The organism is Fusobacterium perfoetens ATCC 29250, from assembly GCF_000622245.1.
Lineage (GTDB): Bacteria > Fusobacteriota > Fusobacteriia > Fusobacteriales > Fusobacteriaceae > Fusobacterium_B > Fusobacterium_B perfoetens.
The window spans coordinates 23,288-42,822 of the sequence record NZ_JHXW01000009.1 but is presented as its reverse complement, the minus strand read 5'-3'; the positions used below and the strand labels follow the sequence as shown (position 1 = coordinate 42,822).

The 19,535-nt window shown below is 27.0% G+C and carries 18 protein-coding genes; 15 read left to right on the top strand and 3 right to left on the bottom strand.

Annotation, left to right across the window (positions count from 1 at the left end; genetic code table 11):
- The first annotated feature begins 135 nt into the window (after window positions 1–135).
- Together glsA and T364_RS0103980 are read left to right on the top strand one after the other, a co-directional pair.
- Window positions 136–1,050, top strand: coding sequence for a glutaminase A (gene glsA, locus T364_RS0103985; RefSeq protein WP_027128438.1), 915 nt, complete (start codon window positions 136–138; stop codon window positions 1,048–1,050).
- 17 nt (window positions 1,051–1,067) lie between these two features.
- On the top strand, window positions 1,068–2,459 hold the full coding sequence (locus tag T364_RS0103980; RefSeq protein ID WP_027128437.1) for an alanine/glycine:cation symporter family protein: 1,392 nt from the start codon (window positions 1,068–1,070) through the stop codon (window positions 2,457–2,459).
- Window positions 2,460–2,545: 86 nt separating this feature from the next.
- On the opposite strand, the gene T364_RS0103975 is transcribed toward T364_RS0103980, so the two are convergent.
- Both T364_RS0103975 and T364_RS0103970 read right to left on the bottom strand, forming a co-directional pair.
- Complete coding sequence (locus T364_RS0103975; protein ID WP_027128436.1) at window positions 2,546–3,427, bottom strand: DMT family transporter; 882 nt, start codon at window positions 3,425–3,427, stop codon at window positions 2,546–2,548.
- Between the two features lie 231 nt (window positions 3,428–3,658).
- Window positions 3,659–5,776 (bottom strand): glutamine synthetase III family protein, encoded by a 2,118-nt coding sequence (locus T364_RS0103970; protein ID WP_027128435.1) that lies wholly within the window; start codon window positions 5,774–5,776, stop codon window positions 3,659–3,661.
- Between the two features lie 296 nt (window positions 5,777–6,072).
- On the opposite strand from T364_RS0103970, the gene T364_RS0103965 reads away from it, so the two are divergent.
- Genes T364_RS0103965 through T364_RS0103955 form a run of 3 tightly spaced genes read left to right on the top strand, consistent with a single transcriptional unit; the run spans window position 6,073 to window position 8,808 of the window.
- The gene (locus T364_RS0103965; protein ID WP_027128434.1) at window positions 6,073–6,342 is read left to right on the top strand and encodes an HPr family phosphocarrier protein; all 270 of its coding nucleotides are present in this window, start codon (window positions 6,073–6,075) and stop codon (window positions 6,340–6,342) included.
- Window positions 6,343–6,347: 5 nt separating this feature from the next.
- Window positions 6,348–7,235: a 4-hydroxy-3-methylbut-2-enyl diphosphate reductase gene (gene ispH / locus T364_RS0103960; protein ID WP_027128433.1), complete on the top strand. Its 888-nt coding sequence runs from the start codon at window positions 6,348–6,350 to the stop codon at window positions 7,233–7,235.
- Entirely contained in the window at window positions 7,216–8,808 is a 1,593-nt protein-coding gene (locus T364_RS0103955; protein ID WP_027128432.1) for a S1 RNA-binding domain-containing protein, read from the top strand. Before ispH ends, T364_RS0103955 begins: the two co-directional genes overlap by 20 nt.
- A gap of 65 nt (window positions 8,809–8,873) precedes the next feature.
- Here the strand turns inward: T364_RS0103955 and T364_RS0103950 are convergent, their stop codons facing one another.
- On the bottom strand, window positions 8,874–9,698 hold the full coding sequence (locus T364_RS0103950; protein ID WP_245596601.1) for an EFR1 family ferrodoxin: 825 nt from the start codon (window positions 9,696–9,698) through the stop codon (window positions 8,874–8,876).
- A gap of 189 nt (window positions 9,699–9,887) precedes the next feature.
- Here T364_RS0103950 and ruvB point away from each other — a divergent pair, with 189 nt between their 5' ends.
- Genes ruvB through T364_RS0103900 form a run of 10 tightly spaced genes read left to right on the top strand, consistent with a single transcriptional unit; the run spans window position 9,888 to window position 19,524 of the window.
- Window positions 9,888–10,877, top strand: a complete 990-nt coding sequence (gene ruvB, locus T364_RS0103945; RefSeq protein ID WP_027128430.1) for a Holliday junction branch migration DNA helicase RuvB — start codon at window positions 9,888–9,890, stop codon at window positions 10,875–10,877.
- A gap of 4 nt (window positions 10,878–10,881) precedes the next feature.
- On the top strand, window positions 10,882–11,304 hold the full coding sequence (locus T364_RS0103940; protein WP_027128429.1) for an RrF2 family transcriptional regulator: 423 nt from the start codon (window positions 10,882–10,884) through the stop codon (window positions 11,302–11,304).
- Between the two features lie 14 nt (window positions 11,305–11,318).
- A complete protein-coding gene (locus T364_RS0103935; protein ID WP_027128428.1) occupies window positions 11,319–12,032 on the top strand; it encodes an RsmE family RNA methyltransferase in 714 nt (237 codons plus the stop codon).
- On the top strand, window positions 12,019–13,329 hold the full coding sequence (mtaB, locus tag T364_RS0103930) for a tRNA (N(6)-L-threonylcarbamoyladenosine(37)-C(2))-methylthiotransferase MtaB (protein WP_027128427.1): 1,311 nt from the start codon (window positions 12,019–12,021) through the stop codon (window positions 13,327–13,329). Before T364_RS0103935 ends, mtaB begins: the two co-directional genes overlap by 14 nt.
- Window positions 13,319–14,302 carry a LytR C-terminal domain-containing protein gene (locus tag T364_RS0103925; protein WP_051532637.1) on the top strand — a complete coding sequence of 328 codons (984 nt, stop codon included), beginning with the start codon at window positions 13,319–13,321 and terminating at the stop codon, window positions 14,300–14,302. Before mtaB ends, T364_RS0103925 begins: the two co-directional genes overlap by 11 nt.
- Window positions 14,303–14,322: 20 nt before the next feature.
- Entirely contained in the window at window positions 14,323–16,074 is a 1,752-nt protein-coding gene (locus T364_RS0103920) for a ribonuclease J (RefSeq protein ID WP_035945335.1), read from the top strand.
- A 25-nt stretch (window positions 16,075–16,099) separates the two neighbouring features.
- Complete coding sequence (gene yhbY, locus T364_RS0103915; protein WP_027128424.1) at window positions 16,100–16,399, top strand: ribosome assembly RNA-binding protein YhbY; 300 nt, start codon at window positions 16,100–16,102, stop codon at window positions 16,397–16,399.
- A gap of 27 nt (window positions 16,400–16,426) precedes the next feature.
- On the top strand, window positions 16,427–16,894 hold the full coding sequence (locus T364_RS0103910) for a divergent PAP2 family protein (RefSeq protein WP_027128423.1): 468 nt from the start codon (window positions 16,427–16,429) through the stop codon (window positions 16,892–16,894).
- 19 nt (window positions 16,895–16,913) lie between these two features.
- Window positions 16,914–18,716 (top strand): 1-deoxy-D-xylulose-5-phosphate synthase, encoded by a 1,803-nt coding sequence (gene dxs, locus T364_RS0103905; protein WP_035945332.1) that lies wholly within the window; start codon window positions 16,914–16,916, stop codon window positions 18,714–18,716.
- On the top strand, window positions 18,700–19,524 hold the full coding sequence (locus T364_RS0103900; protein WP_027128421.1) for an HD domain-containing protein: 825 nt from the start codon (window positions 18,700–18,702) through the stop codon (window positions 19,522–19,524). The genes dxs and T364_RS0103900 overlap by 17 nt, the downstream gene beginning before the upstream one ends.
- Window positions 19,525–19,535 lie beyond the last annotated feature (11 nt).

Below are 19,535 nucleotides of genomic sequence, written 5' to 3'. Positions count from 1 at the left end.
ATAACTAAAAGAAATATTTAGATTATAAAAAAAATATATAACAATAATTTAAAATTTTTATTGACATATTTGTCAGAAGGTTATATATTTAAAATATGATAAAAGAGTTTCATAAAAAAATATTTTGGAGGAAAAATGGAAGATTTATTAAGGAATTTAGTGAAAAAAAATCTAGGAAAAACAAAATTAGGTGAAGTAGCTAATTATATTCCAGAACTAGATAAAGCTAAAAAAGATGCTTTAGGAGTTTATATTTATAATATAGATCAAGAGGAATTTGGTGCTGGAGACTATGATGTAAAATTCACTATTCAAAGTATATCTAAAATTTTAAGTTTAATGTTAGCTATTTTAGATAATGGAGAAGAGTATGTTTTTTCAAAAGTGGGAATGGAACCTACAGGAGACCCATTTAATTCTATAACGAAATTAGAAACTTCAAGTAGAAAAAAACCATACAATCCTTTAATAAATGCTGGAGCTATAGCCGTAAGTTCTATGATTCATGGAAGAGACGCTAGAGAAAAATTTCAAAGATTATTAGATTTTATTAGAAAAATAACAGAAGATGAGACTTTAGATGTAAATTATAAGATTTATTGTGGAGAATCAGAAACAGGAAATAAAAATAGAGCTATGGGTTATTTCTTAAAAAGTCAGGGTATTATAGAAGGAAATGTAGAAGATGCTTTAGATGTATATTTTAAACAATGTTCAATAGAAGTAACTGCCAAAAATTTAGCTAAAATAGGATTATTTTTAGCAAGAAGTGGAAAACTAAGTTCAGGAGAACAAGTTATAAGTACAAGAATAGCTACAATAATAAAAACTTTGATGGTTACTTGTGGAATGTATGATAACTCAGGAGAATTTGCAGTAAGAGTTGGAATTCCTTCTAAAAGTGGAGTAGGAGGGGGAATTGTTTCAGTAGTTCCTGGTAAAATGGGAATAGGAGTTTTTGGACCATCATTAGATAAAAAAGGAAATTCTGTAGCAGGAGTTGCTTTATTAGAAGAACTATCAAAAGAACTAAACTTAACAATATTTTAAAAAACTAAGGAGGAAAAATGGAAGTTTTATCAAATTTTGTGGGAACAGTTAATACTTGGTTGTATTCATATTTACTAATTGCTTTACTTCTAGTATTAGGATTCTATTTCTCACTAAAAACAGGATTTATTCAAATTAGACTTATAGGAGAAATGTTAAAACTTTTAGGAGGAAAAAATTCTAGTTCAAAGAATGGAATTTCATCATTCCAAGCTTTTTGTATTTCAATAGCTTCTTGTGTAGGAACAGGAAACTTAGCTGGTGTTGCTATAGCTATAGTTATTGGAGGACCAGGGGCTGTATTTTGGATGTGGCTTATAGCTCTTATAGGAGCTAGTTCAAGTTTAATAGAATGTACTCTAGCTCAAGTTTATAAAGTAAAAGATGGAGAACATTTTAGAGGTGGACCAGCTTATTATATGGAAAAGGCCTTAGGAAAAAGATGGATGGGAGTTGTATTCTCTATTCTTATTTCTATAACTTATGGATTGATATTTAACTCTGTTCAAGCTAATACAATATCATTTGCTTTTGAAAAAGCCTTTAATATTCAAAGATTACATGTTGGAATTGTTTTAGCTGTGGTTACAGCTGTTATAATTTTTGGTGGAGTTAGAAGAATAGCTCGTGTGGCAGAAGTACTTGTACCAGTTATGGCTGTAGCTTATATTTTTGTAGCTATATTTATAATATTGAAAAATATAGCAATTATTCCATCTATTTTTTCTTTAATTATTAGTAGTGCTTTTGGATTTAAACCAGTAGCTGGAGGATTATTTGGAGCTGTTATAATGCAAGGAATCAGAAGAGGATTATTCTCTAATGAAGCTGGAATGGGAAGTGCCCCTAATGCTGCAGCTACTTCAGATGTATCTCATCCTGTAAAACAAGGTTTAGTTCAAGCATTGGGAATTTTTACAGACACAATAGTAATTTGCTCTTGTACAGCTTTTATAATTTTAATTTCAGGAAACTATACTTCTGGAAGTTCTAATGGAATTCAATTAACTCAAGATGCTATAGTTTCTCAAGTTGGTTCTTGGGGTTCAATATTTATAGCTGCTTGTATATTATTCTTTGCTTTTTCTTCTGTAATTGGGAATTATTACTATGGAGAAACTAACATAGAGTTTATAAAAGCTAATAAAGGTTGGTTAACTATTTATAGAATAATGGTAGTTGGAATGGTATTATTTGGATGTGTAGCTCATATTCAAATTGTTTGGGACTTAGCAGATTTATTTATGGGACTTATGGCTACAATGAATCTAATTACAATAGCTATCCTTTCAAAAATTGCTTTTGCTGTTATTAAAGATTATCAAGAGCAAAGAGATAAAGGTGTAGACCCTGTATTCAAATCTAAAAATGTACCAGAAATAAAAAATGCTGATTGTTGGGAAGATTAATAATTAGCTTTTTAATAAAAAAGACTGTTGTAAACTTTTACAGTTTATTTCAGTCTTTTTTTATTTATATAATTAAAAAATATTTTTTATAAGAAAAATAAAACAATTCCAAGTACAGAAATACAAGCTCCAATTATCTCTTTTAATTTTACTTTTTCTTTAAAAATAAAATATGAGATAGGAATTATTAAAATAGGACTTGTAGAAGATATAGTAGAGATAATACCAGCATGTCCCAAATTAAGAGCAGCTACTAAAAATGTTATTCCTGCTGTAGCTGTTATAGTTCCACCCATTATTAATAATATTCCTTTTTTATCTTTTGTAGCTTTAAAAACTCTATTCCATAATTTTTTATAAGTAAGGAATAATATAAATACTCCTAATGCACAAATCATTCTTATTTGAGTAGAGGAACTAGGGTCGTATCCCATTGAACCCATTTTAGTAAGAACTATTCCTGTAGCTTCAAAAATTGTTGCTATACATATAAATAAAATTCCTTTAGTAGAGAATTTTTTTTCATCAGTTTTATTTTTAGGTTTGATTACTACAAGTAAAACTCCACTACAAGTAATTATCATAGCCAAAATTTGAAGTAAAGTTAGAGTTTCACCTAAAAATAGATATCCAAATATTCCTACTATAAGAGGAGTCATAGTCATGAAAAGCATACATATTCTAGCTCCTATTAAAGTATAGGCTTCATACAAAAATAAATCACCTAAAAATAAACCTACAAAGCCAGATAATCCTAACCACTTCCAATTATATACAGTAGAATCGGTTGGTAAAAATATTCCTCTGTTTATGAGAGTAAAACTTCCTAAAAAAACAATTCCAAAAACTAATCTTATTACATTAACTGAAACACTATCAGTTCTTTTTGAAGCATGTTCAAAAAATAATGAACTTAAAGCCCAGCCTAAAGCTGTTATAAGTGCAAAAAATTCCCCTAAATATTTCATAATAACCTCCTTTAATATATTATTATATAATAATTTTTTTAAAAAAGAAAATATAATATTATTTAATAATTATAAGAAATTATAAAAATTTTTAATTTTATAAATAAAAGATAAAATGTTATTATTTATTATTAAAAAAATTTTTTATAAGTGTTCAATATTATAAAAAATCACTCTTTTATCTTTTTAGATAGAAGAGTGATTTTTGTTTATTAACTAAAATTTATTAAATTATAATTTGAATAGTAAATCTTCATATACAGGGAATGGCCATAAAGATTTTTCACAAAGATGTTCTAATACATCAACCCATTCTCTTAAATGTTTAAGTCTTGGAACAACATGAGAGTTATAATATTTAGCTCTTTCATATTGGTCCTTAATACTTATTGCTTCAGCAAAATCTTTTTCTAATTCAGCTAAAGAACTTCTTAAATGGTCTTTTCCATTTATAACTTTTAGAAGATGTTTTTTATCTCCAGCAACACATTGTTCATAGTCACTACCTAAAGCTTCTTGGATATTTCTTATAGAAGTAGCAATATTATTCATGTATCTCATTATAGCTGGATATATTTCGTTTCTAGCCATTCTTATGGCTGTAGTAGTTTCTATTTTTAATTGTTTATTATACCTTTCTGTATAGATGACAAATATAGAATTTAATTCTTCTCTACTTAAAACTCCGTTTCTTTCAAATAATTCTATAGTAGAATCTTTTTTATAAACAGGTAAAGCTTCAACAGTACAACTTAAATTTGGTAATCCTCTATTCTCAGCTTCCTTAACCCAAGCATCATCATATCCATTTCCATTAAAAATAATTCTTTTATGTTTATTGTATCTATCTTTTACTAGTTTGATAACTTCATCATTTATAGTAGATTTATCTTCTATTTTTTCTAAGATATCAGCATATTCTCTTAAAATGTCAGCTACTATAGTATTTATCATAAAAACAGGAGTAGCTGGAGAAGCACTAGAACCAGGCATTCTATATTCAAACTTATTTCCAGTAAAAGCAAAAGGAGAAGTTCTATTTCTATCAGAACTGTCTTTAGGAATTTTTGGGAAGTTATATGTTCCTAGCTCGATAGATTCTGTTTTAGTTTTGTTAACATTGATTTTATCAACATTTTCTAATAATTCTTGTAAAGGCTCCCCTATAAATATTGAAATTATAGCTGGAGGAGCTTCAGAACCTCCAAGTCTATGATCATTTCCAGGAGTAGCAGTAGATACTCTTAAAACTTCACCATATCTATCAACACCCTCTATAATAGCTGTTAAAAATACTAAGAAATCTAAATTTCCTTTAGAAACATTTTCAGGGTCTAATAAATTTTCGCCAGTATCAGTACTTAAAGACCAGTTACAATGTTTTCCAGAACCATTTACTTTTTCAAAAGGTTTTTCATGTAGTAAAGCAGCTAAACCATGTCTATCTGCTACTCTTTTTATCATATCCATACAAAGTTGATTTTGGTCAGCTGCTACATTGGCTGAAGAATACATTACAGCTAATTCAAACTGATTTGGAGCCACTTCGTTATGTTTAGTTTTAGCCATAACTCCAAGTTGCCACATTTCAGCGTCTAACTCAGCCATAAATACTTCTACTTTTTCTTTTAAAGCTCCATAATAATGGTCACTTAACTCTTGTCCTTTAGGTGGCAGTGAACCAAATAAAGTTCTACCAGTAAACATTAAATCTTCTCTTTTTTCAAGGAAAGACTTTTCAATAAGGAAATATTCTTGCTCTATACCAAGAGTAACATCAATCTTACTAGATTTATAGTCACCTAAAGCTCTTTTAATTCTTAAAGCTTCTTTTGTAACTGTATTTATTGACCTTAAAAGAGGAACTTTTTTATCAAGAGTTTCTCCATGATAACCTATTAAAGCTGTTGGTATAAATAAAGTTTTAGCTTTTTCAGGTCCTCTTAGAAACATTGGAGAAGAGATATCCCAAGCTGTATAGCCTCTTGCTTCAAAAGTAGAACGAAGGCCACCATTAGGGAAAGATGAGGAATCGGCTTCTCCTTTTATAAGTTCTTTTCCTGAAAATTGAGATAAAATATTTCCATCAGAAGATACAGAGATAAAGGATTCGTGCTTTTCAGCAGTTAATTCAGTAAGAGGTTGGAACCAATGAGTAAAGTGAGTAGCTCCTTTTTCAGTAGCCCAGTTTTTTACAGCATTAGCTATAACTTCAGCCACAGAAATAGATAATTCTTTTTCTCCTCTTTGGACAGCTTTGAATTCTTTAAAGATAGAACTTGGCACTCTACTTTTAAGCTCTAATTCAGAAAAGTAATTTTTTCCAAAAGCTTCTAACATATTTTTCATGAAAAAACCTCCTATATATTTAAAATATAAAAAAATAATATTTAGATACAATTTTATAAAAAATATTTATGGGAGCAATTTTATCATAATTTTATTTCTATGTAAAGTTTTTTTTTAATTTGAATGTTATAAAATTAATATTGTTAAAATATCCTTTTTTTTGTATTTTTCTATGAAAATAAAATAAAGATTTTTTAGAAAAAGTTTGAAAAATAGCTATAAATAATATATAATTTATTTGTATGTAGTTTAAAAAATTTAAGTATATAAATTTATAAAAAGGAGAGTAATAGTTTATGAAAACAATTACTGTGGAGATAAAAAATAGAGCTGGACTTCATGCTAGACCTTCTTCACTTTTTGTTCAAACAGCAGGAAATTTTAATTCTGAAATAAAAGTAAAATATGAAGATGAAGAAATTAATGGAAAAAGTATAATGGGACTTATGCTTTTAGCAGCAGAACAAGGTTCAATACTTACACTTACAGCTAATGGTAGTGATGAAAATGAGATGTTAGAAGCTTTAAGAAATCTTATAGAAGTAGAGCAATTTGGAGAAGAATAATTTTTATGATAATAAAAAGAGCTGAAAAAATGGGATTTTGCTTTGGAGTATCTGGAGCTGTGAATCTTTGTGAAAAAATTATCAAAAAAAATAATTCTTTATTTGAGAATATATACATATTAGGGATGTTAGTTCATAACAAAAATGTTGTAAATGAATTAGTCTTAAAAGGGTTTAAAATATTATTAGAAGAAGACTTATTAAATGGAAAGATAAACCTTAGTCCAAAAGATTTAGTTGTAATAAGAGCCCATGGAACAACGAAAGAAATTTATAATATTTTAAAAAAAAGTAATTGTAAATTATATGATGCGACTTGTATTTTTGTTGAAAAAATAAGGAAAGCTCTTATAGAAGCTGAAGAAAAAGGAAATGAAATACTTTTTATTGGAGATAAGTTCCACCCAGAAGTAAAGGGGATAATATCTTTTGGTAAAAATATAAAGATATTTGCTTCCTATGAAGAATTTATTAATTTTAAGATTGATGAAAAAGTTTCATATACATTATTGACACAAACTACATTTAATAAAGAAATATTTTTTAAAATAAAAGATTATATTGTGGTGAATTTTAAAAATATAGAAATCTATAGTAAAATTTGTGGAGCTACATATGAAAGACAAAGAGCAGTAGAAAAACTTGCTTCTGAAGTTGAATTAGTTTTAGTAGTTGGAGATAAAACTAGTTCAAATAGTAAAAAACTTTTGGAATTATCTAAAAATATTAATGAGAATAGTCATCTTATAGAAGATAAAAGTCAATTAGATTTAAATTGGTTTAAAGGTATTTCTATGGTTGGAATTACGGCAGGAGCATCAACACCAGAAAAAATAATAATAGAGATAGAAAAATATATAAGGGGGAACTTGGATGACAAACATGGATTATAATGAATTTGAAGAACTACTAGAAAATTACCTACCATCTGAAGGAGGGAATGGAAAAAAAGTAGTTGGACGTATTGAAAGTAAAGAGAGAAACTTTTGCTTTCTAGATGTTCCTGGAGAAGCAACTACAGTAAGAGTTAGAACTGAAGAATTAACAGACTATAATGTTGGTGATGAAATAGAGGTTATGCTAGTTGGAGAAACTCCAGAAGGAGAGTATTTAATAGGTTCTAGAAGAAGAATAGAAATGGAACTTGGATGGGAAAAAATCAAAGCAGCATCAACTAATGAAGAAAAAATAGTAGGAAAAGTATTAAAAGAAATAAAAGGTGGATATATTGTAGAAATATATTCTCATCAAGCATTCTTACCTAAATCTTTATCAGAAACTAAAAATTCTAATGAAATAATAGGAAAAGAATTAGAATTTATGGTAAAAGAAATCAAAGAAGATAAAAAAGGTAAAAAAGTAACTGTATCTAGAAAAGATGTTGTTATGGCAGAGAAAAAAGAAGAATTTGAAAAGATTTCTGTAGGGGATACAGTAGAAGGTGTAGTAACTGAAATATTACCTTTCGGAATAGTAGTAGCTATTGGAAAATTAAGAGGATTTATTCATATTTCTGAGCTTTCATGGAAAAAATCTGAAAAAATTGAAGGATATAATGTTGGAGATAAAATAACAGTAAAAGTTATTGAATTAGAAGAAGATAAGAAAAATATCAAACTTTCAATAAAATCTTTAACTAGAAATCCTTGGGATATAGCTGGAGAAACTTATAAAGTAGAAGATGTAGTAGATGCAAAAGTAACAAAGATATTACCATATGGAGTTCTTGTTGAAATATTAGATGGGGTTGAAGGATTAATTCATATTTCTGATTTAACATGGAATAAGAAAAAAGTATCTATCAATGAATTTGTTAAAGTAGGAGATACTATAAAAGTAAAAGTTCTTGAATTTAAACCAGAATCAAGAAAATTAAAATTAGGAATTAAACAATTATCTGAGGACCCATGGACTAATGCTGAAACTAAATATGCTGTAGGAAATAAAGTTTCTGGAAAAGTAACAGAAGTTAAACCTTATGGAATATTTATAGAAGTAGAAGAGGGAGTAGATATTTTTGTTCATCAAGCTGATTTCTGTTGGATAGGAAATAAAAAATTCAAAAAAGATGAAGTAGTTGAATTACAAGTAACAGAATTAGATATTAATGAGAAAAAAATTAAAGGAAGTATTAAAGCTTTAGAAGAAAGTCCTTGGGAAAAAGCTTTAAGAAATTATAAAGTTGGAGATGTTGTAGAAAAACCAATCAAAAATATTCAAGATTTTGGAGTATTTGTAAACTTAGAAGAGGGAGTAGATGGATTTATTCCAACACAATTACTTTCTAAAGATTTTATAAAAAATGTAAGAGATAAATTTAAAGTTGGAGATATTGTAAAAGGAAAAATTATTGAAATAGATAAAGAAAAACAAAGAATAAAAATTTCTATAAAATCATATGAAATTGATTTAGAAAGAAATGAAACAAAAGAATTATTAGAAAAATATGGAACAGCAGGAGAATAATAACTAAAAATACAAAGGGTATTACATAATTGTAATACCCTTTATTTATTATAGTTTATTTAATTTTATAAGAAAAGTTCAGGTTCTTTTCTAGTAGAAGCATATTGATCTTCTAATTCGTGTTGATGATATAAGTAATTAGCATCATCATAATATTTAGCCCCATTAGGACATCTTTTTACACAAGCACAACATTTCATACAAATTCCAAAAACATCACTAGGATCTTCTGGATTAATAGAACCCATTGGACATATAGCTACACAAGTTCCACATTTTGTACAAAGGTCTTTATTTGTTTTTGGTTTAACTTTTCTAATATCTATTGGATTTCCTTTAGAATCTCTAGGTTGATAATAGAAACGAATAGGAGTTTCTCCTTTTACTTCTACTAATTTATCAGGGTCAAAATCTTTACTAGTAATTTTTTCAAAGATACTTGTAGCAAAAGATGTAGCTATATCCATATCTTTTTCATCTGGTCTTCCAGCTCCTAATATAGTAGAGAATGAATGCTCTCCAATGAAAGCTCCTCCAGCAATTGGTTTTAATCCTTTATCATTTAAGATATTTCTTAATTCTATTAAAGCATCATCAAAATTTCTATTTCCATATAAAACTACAGGAACAGCAAGAGCTCCATTTCCTTTTAAAGTATCTAAATATTTTAATAATAAGTTAGGAACTCTTCCAGCAATAACAGGAACTCCAAATACAACTAAATCTTCAGTTGTAAAAGATTTTTCTACTTTTCTTACAGAAGGTAAACTAAAATCATATTCCTCAAATTCAACATTTAATTTATTTGCTAGATTTTTTCCTATATGATTGACTACTTTTTTTGTAGTTTCAGTACCAGTGAAATACATACCCCAAACTTTTTTTATCATTATTTATCCTCCTTTTAAATCTTTATTTTGTATATTATACTATATATTTAAAAAGAATACAATTCTATTTAGAAAATATAAAGAGTAATCTTAAATAAATATATATTATATTATAAAAAAACTTTTAAAAAACTATTATAAATGATATAATAGTTTATAAAATAGATAAGGAATGTTTAGAGGAGAACAATGGAAAGATTTGTTACGGAAAAAGAGTTGGAAAATGAAAAAGAAATACAAAAAACTCTTAGACCAAAACGTTTTGATGAATATATTGGGCAATCATTATTAAAAGAAAAAATGAAGATTTTTATAGAAGCAGCTAAAAGAAGAAATTCTTGTATAGATCATATATTATTGTATGGTCCTCCTGGATTAGGAAAAACTACTTTGGCTGGAGTGATAGCTAATGAGATGGGAACAAATTTAAGAATAACTTCAGGACCAGTATTGGATAAAGCAGGGGATTTAGCTGCTATTTTAACGTCTTTAGAAGAAAATGATATATTATTTATTGATGAGATACATAGACTTAATACATCTGTAGAGGAAATTTTATATCCAGCTATGGAAGATGGGGAGTTAGATATTATTATAGGTAAAGGTCCTTCAGCTAAATCTATAAGAATAGAGTTACCACCTTTTACATTAATAGGAGCTACAACAAGAGCTGGGCTTTTAAGTTCTCCATTAAGAGATAGATTTGGAGTAACTCATAGAATGGAGTATTATACAGATGAAGAATTAGTAGAAATTTTAATAAGAGGAGCAAAAGTTTTAGAGGTAGAAATCAGTAAAGAGGGAGCTTTAGAAATAGCTAGAAGAAGCAGAGGAACGCCTAGAATAGCTAATAGATTTTTAAAAAGAATAAGAGATTATGCTGAAATAAAAGGAAATGGAATAATCACTAAAAAAATAGTTTTAGATTCTTTAGAGTTATTAGGAATAGATAAAGAGGGATTAGATGATTTAGATAGAGGAATTATAAACTCTATGTTAGAAAATTATAATGGTGGACCTGTAGGAATAGAAACTCTTTCACTTTTATTGGGAGAGGATAGAAGAACAATAGAAGAAGTTTATGAGCCTTATTTAGTAAAAAAAGGATATATTAAAAGAACTCCTAGAGGAAGAGTTGTTACAGAGAAATGTAGAGAGTATTTTAAAGATAAGGAGTAAGAAAATGAAAATAAACACAAAAGTTAGGTATGGATTAAAAGCTTTAGTGTATATAGTAGAAGAAAGTTTAAAAGGAAAGATGGTAAGAATAAAAGAGATATCTGAAAAAGAGGATATTTCTATACAATATTTAGAACAAATACTAAACAAATTAAAAAATGAAAATATAATTGAAGGAAAAAGAGGACCAAATGGTGGGTATAAATTATTAATTAATCCAAATGAAATCACTCTTTATAGAATATATAAAATTTTAGATGATGATGATAGAATAATTAATTGTAATGAAAATGTAAAAGAAACTAAAGAGTGTTCAAATGATGGGTGTAATGGGACTTGTATTTGGAATAGATTAGATAGTGCTATGAAAGATATTCTAAAATCCACTACTTTAGAAGATTTAGTTAAAAATAAAGATATAATTTAATTTGAGGATAAAAGATGATAACAGTAGTTGTAGAAAAAAAAGATATATCAGGAAATATAATAGAAGTTAGAGACAAAAATGATATTAATCATTTGAAAAATTCTTTTAGAATTAAAGAAGATGATATTATAAGAGCTGTAGATGGCGAAAATGAATATATTTGCAGAGTTCAAACTATAGAAAAAAAAGAGATTTTTTTAGAAATAACAGAAAAAAAAGTAGCTCAAGAAGACGGGGTTGAAATTACAGCAGGAATTTCAGTAATAAAAAATGATAAGATGGAATTAACTATCCAAAAACTTACAGAAGTAGGTGTAGATAAAATAATACCATTAGAAACTAAAAGAACAATAGTAAAATTAAATGAGAAAAAAGATAAATGGGATGTAATTTCAAGAGAAGCTGTTAAACAATGTCAAAGAACTAAATTTTTAAAAATAGAAAATTTAACTAAATTAAAAGATATAGATTTTTCAAAATATGATTTAATCATAGTTCCATATGAATGTGAAGAAGATAAAAAATTAAAAACACTTTTTAAAAATTTAACGACAAATCCTAAGAAGATTTTATATATTATTGGGCCAGAAGGTGGATTTGATACAGAAGAAATTGAGTTTTTAAAGAGCATTGAAAAGACAAATATAGTAACTTTAGGTAGAAATATTTTGAGAGCGGAGACTGCAAGTATTGTAGTAGGAGGAATACTAATCAATGAGTTTAAATAAAAAAGTAGCTTTTTATACTTTAGGTTGTAAAGTTAATCAGTATGAAACTGAGAGTTTAAAAACAAAACTTATGAATCTAGGGTATGAAAATGTAGAATTTGAAGAATATTCAGATTATTATATAGTAAATTCTTGTACTGTTACATCAATAGCTGATAAAAAAACAAGAAATATACTGAGAAGAGCAAAGAAAAACAATCCCAAAAGTAAAGTTATAGTAACAGGGTGCTATGCTCAAACTAATGGGGAAGAGTTATTAAATATAGATGAAGTAGATTATGTAGTAGGAAACAGTAATAAAGAGGAAATAGTAAATCTTGTAAAAGAATTAGAAAAAAACGAGGTAAAAAATCATTTAATGATTTCTGATATCTTTATGGAGAAAAAATATAAAGAGTTAGAGTTTTCTACTTTAAGAGAGATGTCAAGAGCTTATATAAAAATACAAGATGGTTGCAATAACTTTTGTTCCTATTGTAAAATACCTTTTGGAAGAGGGAGAAGTAGGTCTAGAGATTTCCAAAATATCCTAGAGGAAGCAAGAAAATTATCTTTAGAGGGATATAAAGAGATAATTCTTATTGGTATTAATATAGGTGATTATGGAAAAGACTTAGATATGCCAAGAACTTTTGAAGAATTATTAGAAGAAATTGTAAAAATTGAAGGAATTACTAGAATAAGGATAGGTTCTATATATCCAGATAGAATAAGTGATAGGTTTATAGAGGTAATGAAAAATAAAAAAATAATGCCTCATTTACATATATCTTTACAATCTTGTGATGATGAGATTTTAAGACTTATGAGAAGAAATTATGGAACATCTCTTATAAAAGAAAGACTAAAAAAATTGAGAGATAATATTCCAGAGATAGAGTATACAGCAGATGTTATAGTTGGTTTTCCTGGAGAAACTAAGGAAAGATATGAAAATACTAAAAAGGTAATAGAAGAAATTAAATTTTCTGATTTACATGTTTTTCCATATTCAGAAAGAGAAAATACACAGGCAGTTAAATTAGATGGAAAAGTAGATATCCATCAAAGAAAAATGAGAGTAATTGATTTAGAAAATGCTCAAAAAGAAATAAATAGAATTATTAGAGAAAAATATATTGGTAAGAAAGTCCAAGTATTAATAGAAGAAGAAAAAGAAAATAGTTATTATGGATACAGTCAAAATTATTTAAGAGTAAAGATAAAAAATAAAACTGGAATTAAATTACAAGTAAATGATGAAATTAATATAGAAATAATCTCTATAGAAAAGGGGATGTTGATAGGTGAATTATAAAAAAAGATTAACAAGAATAAAGTATGTTTTAAGTGGATTAATAGTATTTACAATTTTTGTTTGTTCTTTAATATTTGTTGCTTTACGTGATAATACAAATAAGGAAAATTACAGTAGATATATGTTAGTAGGTAAACAGAATATATTTTTAGTTTATGAAGATAAATTAGCTATAGAAATACCTTTTGACATACAATTAGATAAAGAAAAAACAATAGAAGATTTAATAAAAGTAAAAAATTATACTGAGATTTTAAACAATATAAATTATATTTTTCCAGAAAAAATAGAGGATTATAAAGTAGCAAAAGTTGGAAATATAGATTTAAAAGTACAAAATTCTAAAAAAGTTCCAGAAGTAATGGTAGATGATAAAAGATATATATTAACCTCTAGTATAGAAAATTTATTTGAAGATTTTTATAATATAGAAGAAAAAGCAACTATTGAAAATTCAAAGATAGTTGTTGATATTCTTAATGCTAATGGTAAAGCTGGATATGCTAGAAGAACTGGTGAAAAATTAAAGAAAGTTTTAGGAATAAAATGTAATGCAGCTAACTATGAAACTAATATAAATGAAAGTTATATTATAATTAATGATTTAAATAGAAAACAAGTAGAAGATATAGTGATGACTGTTGATGAAAAATATTTTAAATTAAAAGAAGATGCTACAATACCTACTTTAGCTAATGTAATTATGGTACTAGGAAAAGAAACTGATAAAATATATGATATAGAATTAAAAGGAAAAAATAAAGAAAAGGATATTTATAAGAGAACCTTAGAAAAATCTGGATATTTAGGAATAAAATCAATAGATACTAAGGTTTCAGAAAAAGGAAGTCAAATTTTTTATAATCCAGAAGATTACTTTGTTGCTTTTAAAATTTCTAAAAAATTAGGAATAGAAAATTTAAAAGAGGATAAAAAGTTAAAAAATAAAATAATTATATCAGTGGGAGATTAATTAATGAAAGAGGAAGAAAAATGATATTTAAAAAGAAAAAGGTGAATTCTTTTGAAAAAAAAGAAGAAAAAAAAATAGAAATAATAGAGGAGCCTAAAGAGATAAAAGAGGAGAAAATGTATGTTATCCCTTTAGGTGGATTAGATGAAGTTGGAAAAAACATGACTTTAGTTCAATATAGAGATGAAATAATAATAGTAGATTGTGGACTAGGGTTTCCAGGAGAGGGATTATTGGGGATAGATGCAGTTATTCCTGATTTTTCTTATGTAGAAAATAATAAAGGTAAAATAAAAGGACTGTTTGTAACTCATGGACACGAAGACCATATAGGAGCAATTCCTTATTTATATCAAAAAATAGATACTGATGTTTCTATTTTTTCAGGAAAATTAACTTTGGCTTTAATTGAATCAAAGTTTGAAAACTTAAAAATAAAAGATATGCCTAAAATGAGAGAGGTAAGAAATAGGTCTAAAGTTAAAATAGGAAAATATTTTAATGTAGAATTTATAAGAATAACTCACTCTATTGCTGATTCTTATGCTATACATGTGGTCACTCCAGCTGGAAATGTATTACTAACAGGAGACTTTAAAATAGACTTTACCCCTGTAGATGGACAAGGAACTGATTTAGCAAGATTAGCACAACTAGGAGAAAAAGGAGTAGATTTATTGTTATCTGATTCTACAAATGCCGAATCTGAAGGGTTTACTCCATCAGAAAAAACAGTAGGAGAAGCTTTCCAAATCGAGTTTGCTAAGGCTAAAGGTAGAATAATAATAGCAGCTTTCGCTTCACACATACATCGTTTACAACAAATTATAGAGATTTCAGAAGCTTATGGAAGAAAAATAGCTGTTGATGGTAGAAGTTTAATAAAAGTTTTTGAGATAGCTTCTAAAATGGGATATTTAAAAATAAAAAAAGATACTTTAATTTCATTATCAGAGGTTGATGAACAAAAAGATAATAAAGTTGTAATACTATGTACAGGAACTCAAGGGGAGCCAATGGCATCTCTTTCAAGAATAGCTTCTAATATCCATAAACATACTAGAGTTAAAGAGGGAGATACTGTTATAATATCAGCTACTCCAATACCTGGAAATGAAAAAGCAGTGTCAAAAAATATTAACAATCTATTAAAATATGAAGCAGAAGTAATATTTAAAAAAGTTGCTGGAATTCATGTTTCAGGTCATGGTTCAAAACTAGAACAAGAATTAATATTTAGTTTGATAAAACCTAAAAACTTTGTACCAATCCATGGAGAGTATAAAATGTTAAAAGCTCACATTGATACAGCTTTAAAAGTAGGAATTCCTAAAAATAACATTTTATTGGCACTTAATGGTAATAAAATAGAAGTTACAAAAAGTGGAATAAAATTAAAAGGAAAAGTAAGTGCAGGAGCTACCTTTATAGATGGTTTAGGTGTAGGAGATATAGGACAAACAGTTTTAAGAGATAGACAACAATTATCCCAAGATGGAGTTATAATAGTAGGATTTACATTTGATAAAGAAAATAGAAAAATTGTATCAGGTCCAGAAATTATAACAAGAGGATTTACATATTCAAAAGAATCAGATGAATTAATAAATGATATTATAGAGCATATCAATGCAAAAATTAAAAAAGTAGAAAAAGAAGGTTTCTTAGATTGGCAACCTATAAAAAATATAACAAAAGAAGCAGTTTCAAAATATGTTTATAGTAAAACAAAGAGAAACCCAGTAATATTACCAATTATTTTAGAAATATAAAAAATTAAAGATAGGAGAAAAGTAAATGAATAGTAGAGAAAGAGAATTTTTAAGAAAAAAAGCACATGAATTAGAGCCAATAGTGAGAATAGGAAAAGATGGTTATACAGATAATGTAGGCCAAAGTATATTAGAAGCTATTGCCTCTAGAGAATTAATAAAAGTTAAATTATTACAAAATGTAGAAGCTGATAAAAGAGAAATAGCAGAAGAAATCCAAGAAAAAACAGGTTGTGAGGTAGTAGGAATAATAGGGAAAACTATAATTTTATATAAAGAAAATGAAGAAAATCCAAAAATTTCTTTAGAATTAAAAAATAGATAAAGATATTTTGTGGAAGGGAGAAATTTTATGAATGAAGCTGGGATTATTTTTGATAATAAAATATTAGATGTTACTTTTATAGCTTGGTTTATTGCTCAGTTTTATAAAGTCCTTGAAACAATATTTATAGATAAAGAATTTAATATAAAGAGATTTTTTGAAACTGGAGGAATGCCAAGTTCTCATTCCTCAACAGTTTCTTGTTTAACTACTTGTATAGGAATAGTTTATGGAACCAATACTCCATATTTTGCTATTTCTATAGTTTTTTCAGGTATTATTATGTATGATGCAGCTGGGATAAGAAGAGCAGCTGGAAAACAAGCTAGAATAGTAAATAAAATATTGGAAGAGTTACCTTTTAAATTAGGAATAGGGCAAAAATTTTCTGATGAAAAATTAAAGGAGTTGTTAGGACATACTCCTTTTGAAGTATTAATAGGGACAATTTTAGGTATGGTAATTGCATTCTTATTTAAAGATTATTTAATATAAATAGGATTTGAGGCGGAGTATGTGTTTAGATAATTTAGAAATAGATGAATTAAAATCTCTTTGTGATAAAATTAGAAAAAAAATAATAGATGTTGTTTTAAAAAATGGTGGACATTTAGCTTCTAATTTAGGAGTAGTAGAATTAACAGTAGCTTTAAAAAAAGTATTTAATGAAAAAAATACAAAATTTTTATTTGATGTTGGACACCAATCATATGTTTATAAAATACTTACAGATAGAGAAGATAGATTTGATACTTTGAGAACCTTAGGGGGAGTAGGGCCATTTACAGATCCTAAAGAAAGTCCTTATGATTATTTTATAAGTGGACATGCTGGAAATGCTTTATCAGCAGGAGTGGGATTAGCTATTGGAAATCCAGAAGATAAAGTAATTGTAATGATAGGTGATGCTTCTATAGGAAATGGGCATTCATTAGAAGCTTTAAACAATATGGTGGATGTTAAAAATATAATTGTAGTTCTTAATGATAACGAAATGTCTATTGGAGAAAATGTAGGAGGGCTTTCTAAGTTTTTTAGTAAGTTAATTTCAAGTAATACTTATATGTCTATTAGAAAAGATGTAAAAAGACTTATTGGAAAAGGAAATTTTGGGAAAAAAGTAAGTACTACAATAAAAAGAGCAGAGAATTCTATAAAAAACTTTTTTTTACCAGCTAGTATAGCAGAAAATTTAGGTTTTAAATATTTTGGAGTTATAGATGGTCATAATCTAAAAGAGCTTATTTCTATTTTTGAGAAAGCTAAAAAGATTGAAGGACCTGTTTTTATTCATGTTAAAACTAAAAAAGGAAAAGGATATAAACCAGCTGAAGATGAACAAGAAAAATTTCATGGAATAGGACCTAGTTCTTGTAAAAAATCAAATGGAAAAATTTATTCGGATGTTATTGGAGAAAAACTAACTGAATTAGGTGAAAAAGATGGAGATATTATAGGAATTTCAGCAGGAATGATAAAAGGAACAGGGTTAAAGAAATTTTTTGATACATATCCAGAAAGAGCTTTTGATATAGGAATTACAGAAGGACATGGAATAACATTTGCTGGAGGATTAGTAAAAGCTGGAAAAAAACCTTACTTTGCAGTATATTCCACTTTTTTACAAAGGGGATTTGGGCAATTAATCCATGATATTTCTTTACAAAATCTACCAGTAAGATTATTAATTGATAGGGCAGGGATAGTAGGAGAAGATGGTAAAACCCATAATGGACTTTATGATATATCAATGTTTACAACAATTTCTAATTTTATATTGGTAGCACCAACTACTGAAAAAGAGTTAAGAGAAGTTTTAGATTATTCAGTGAATACATCTTGTCCTATGGCTATAAGATATCCAAAAGAGGAAGTTTTTAATATAGAAAATGATAGAGAATTTCAAATTGGAAAATGGAAAGAAATAAAAAAAGGAAAGAAAAATCTTTTTGTATGTACTGGTAGTATGTTAAAAGAGATATTAAATATAGAAGATTTATTATTAGAAAGAGGTATAGAGGGAACGATAGTAAGTGCAGCTTCTATAATTCCTATGGATACTCAATATATAGAAACAGAGTTTAAAAACTATGAGAATATTTTTGTTTTAGAAGAAGCTTATGCAATAAATGGTTTTGGTAGCAGCATAATAAATTATTTGAATGATAATAATATAATGAAGAGAGTGATAAAAATCTCTATTGACACAGGTGAAATTCCTCATGGAAGAAGAGATGAGTTATTGGAGATTTATGGATTAAGAGGAAAAAAATTAGTCGAAAGAATTGAAGGGAAACTTAATGATAGAAGACAATAAGAGAACAATAAAATTTCTTGAAGAGTTATTAGCAGAAGAAAAAGTTCTTGATTTAGAAAATTATAATGACCAAGGAGTTAAAATAACGGCTCATACTTATGATGTTTTTAATCTATCTATTAATGAGATAAAAAAAGTTTATCATAATCTTGAAAATGCAAAAAAACAATTAGATTTATTTTCTGTAGTTATTGGGATAATAATACATGATTTAAGTAAAGGAACTCTTAGAAAAAGTGAGGATAATATTTCTCATTCTCAAATTATGTTAAAAAACCCAGAATATATAATAAAAGAAACAGAAAATATATTAAGGGAAATAGAGGATAAAACAGGTTTTTATTTAAAAGAAGATGTAAGAAAAAATATAATTCATATAGTTGTATCCCATCATGGAAAATGGGGAAAAGTAATTCCTAGCACTAAAGAAGCTCAATTAGTTCATTGGGCTGATATGTATTCGGCCAAATATCATAGAATAAATCCTATTGATGTAAACGATATACTAAAAAGTTTTGAAAGAGGAGAAAATCTAATAGAAATTGGCAAAAAATTTAAGTGTACAACAGGAGTTATAAAAGATAGATTGAAAAAATCTAAACAAGAATTAAAACTTGGTTCAACAAAACAGTTATTAAATTACTTTAAGAAAAATAAAAAAGTTCCTTTAGGAGATGATTTCTTTACAAGAAGAATTGTTGAGACTGGAAAATTAATAAAATCAGTTGAAAAAGAGGGATTTAAAAAATTAATTTTAAAAAATGAAGTTTTGTCAGTATTAAAAGATAAAGAGATATTTAAAAATTAGGAGATAAATTG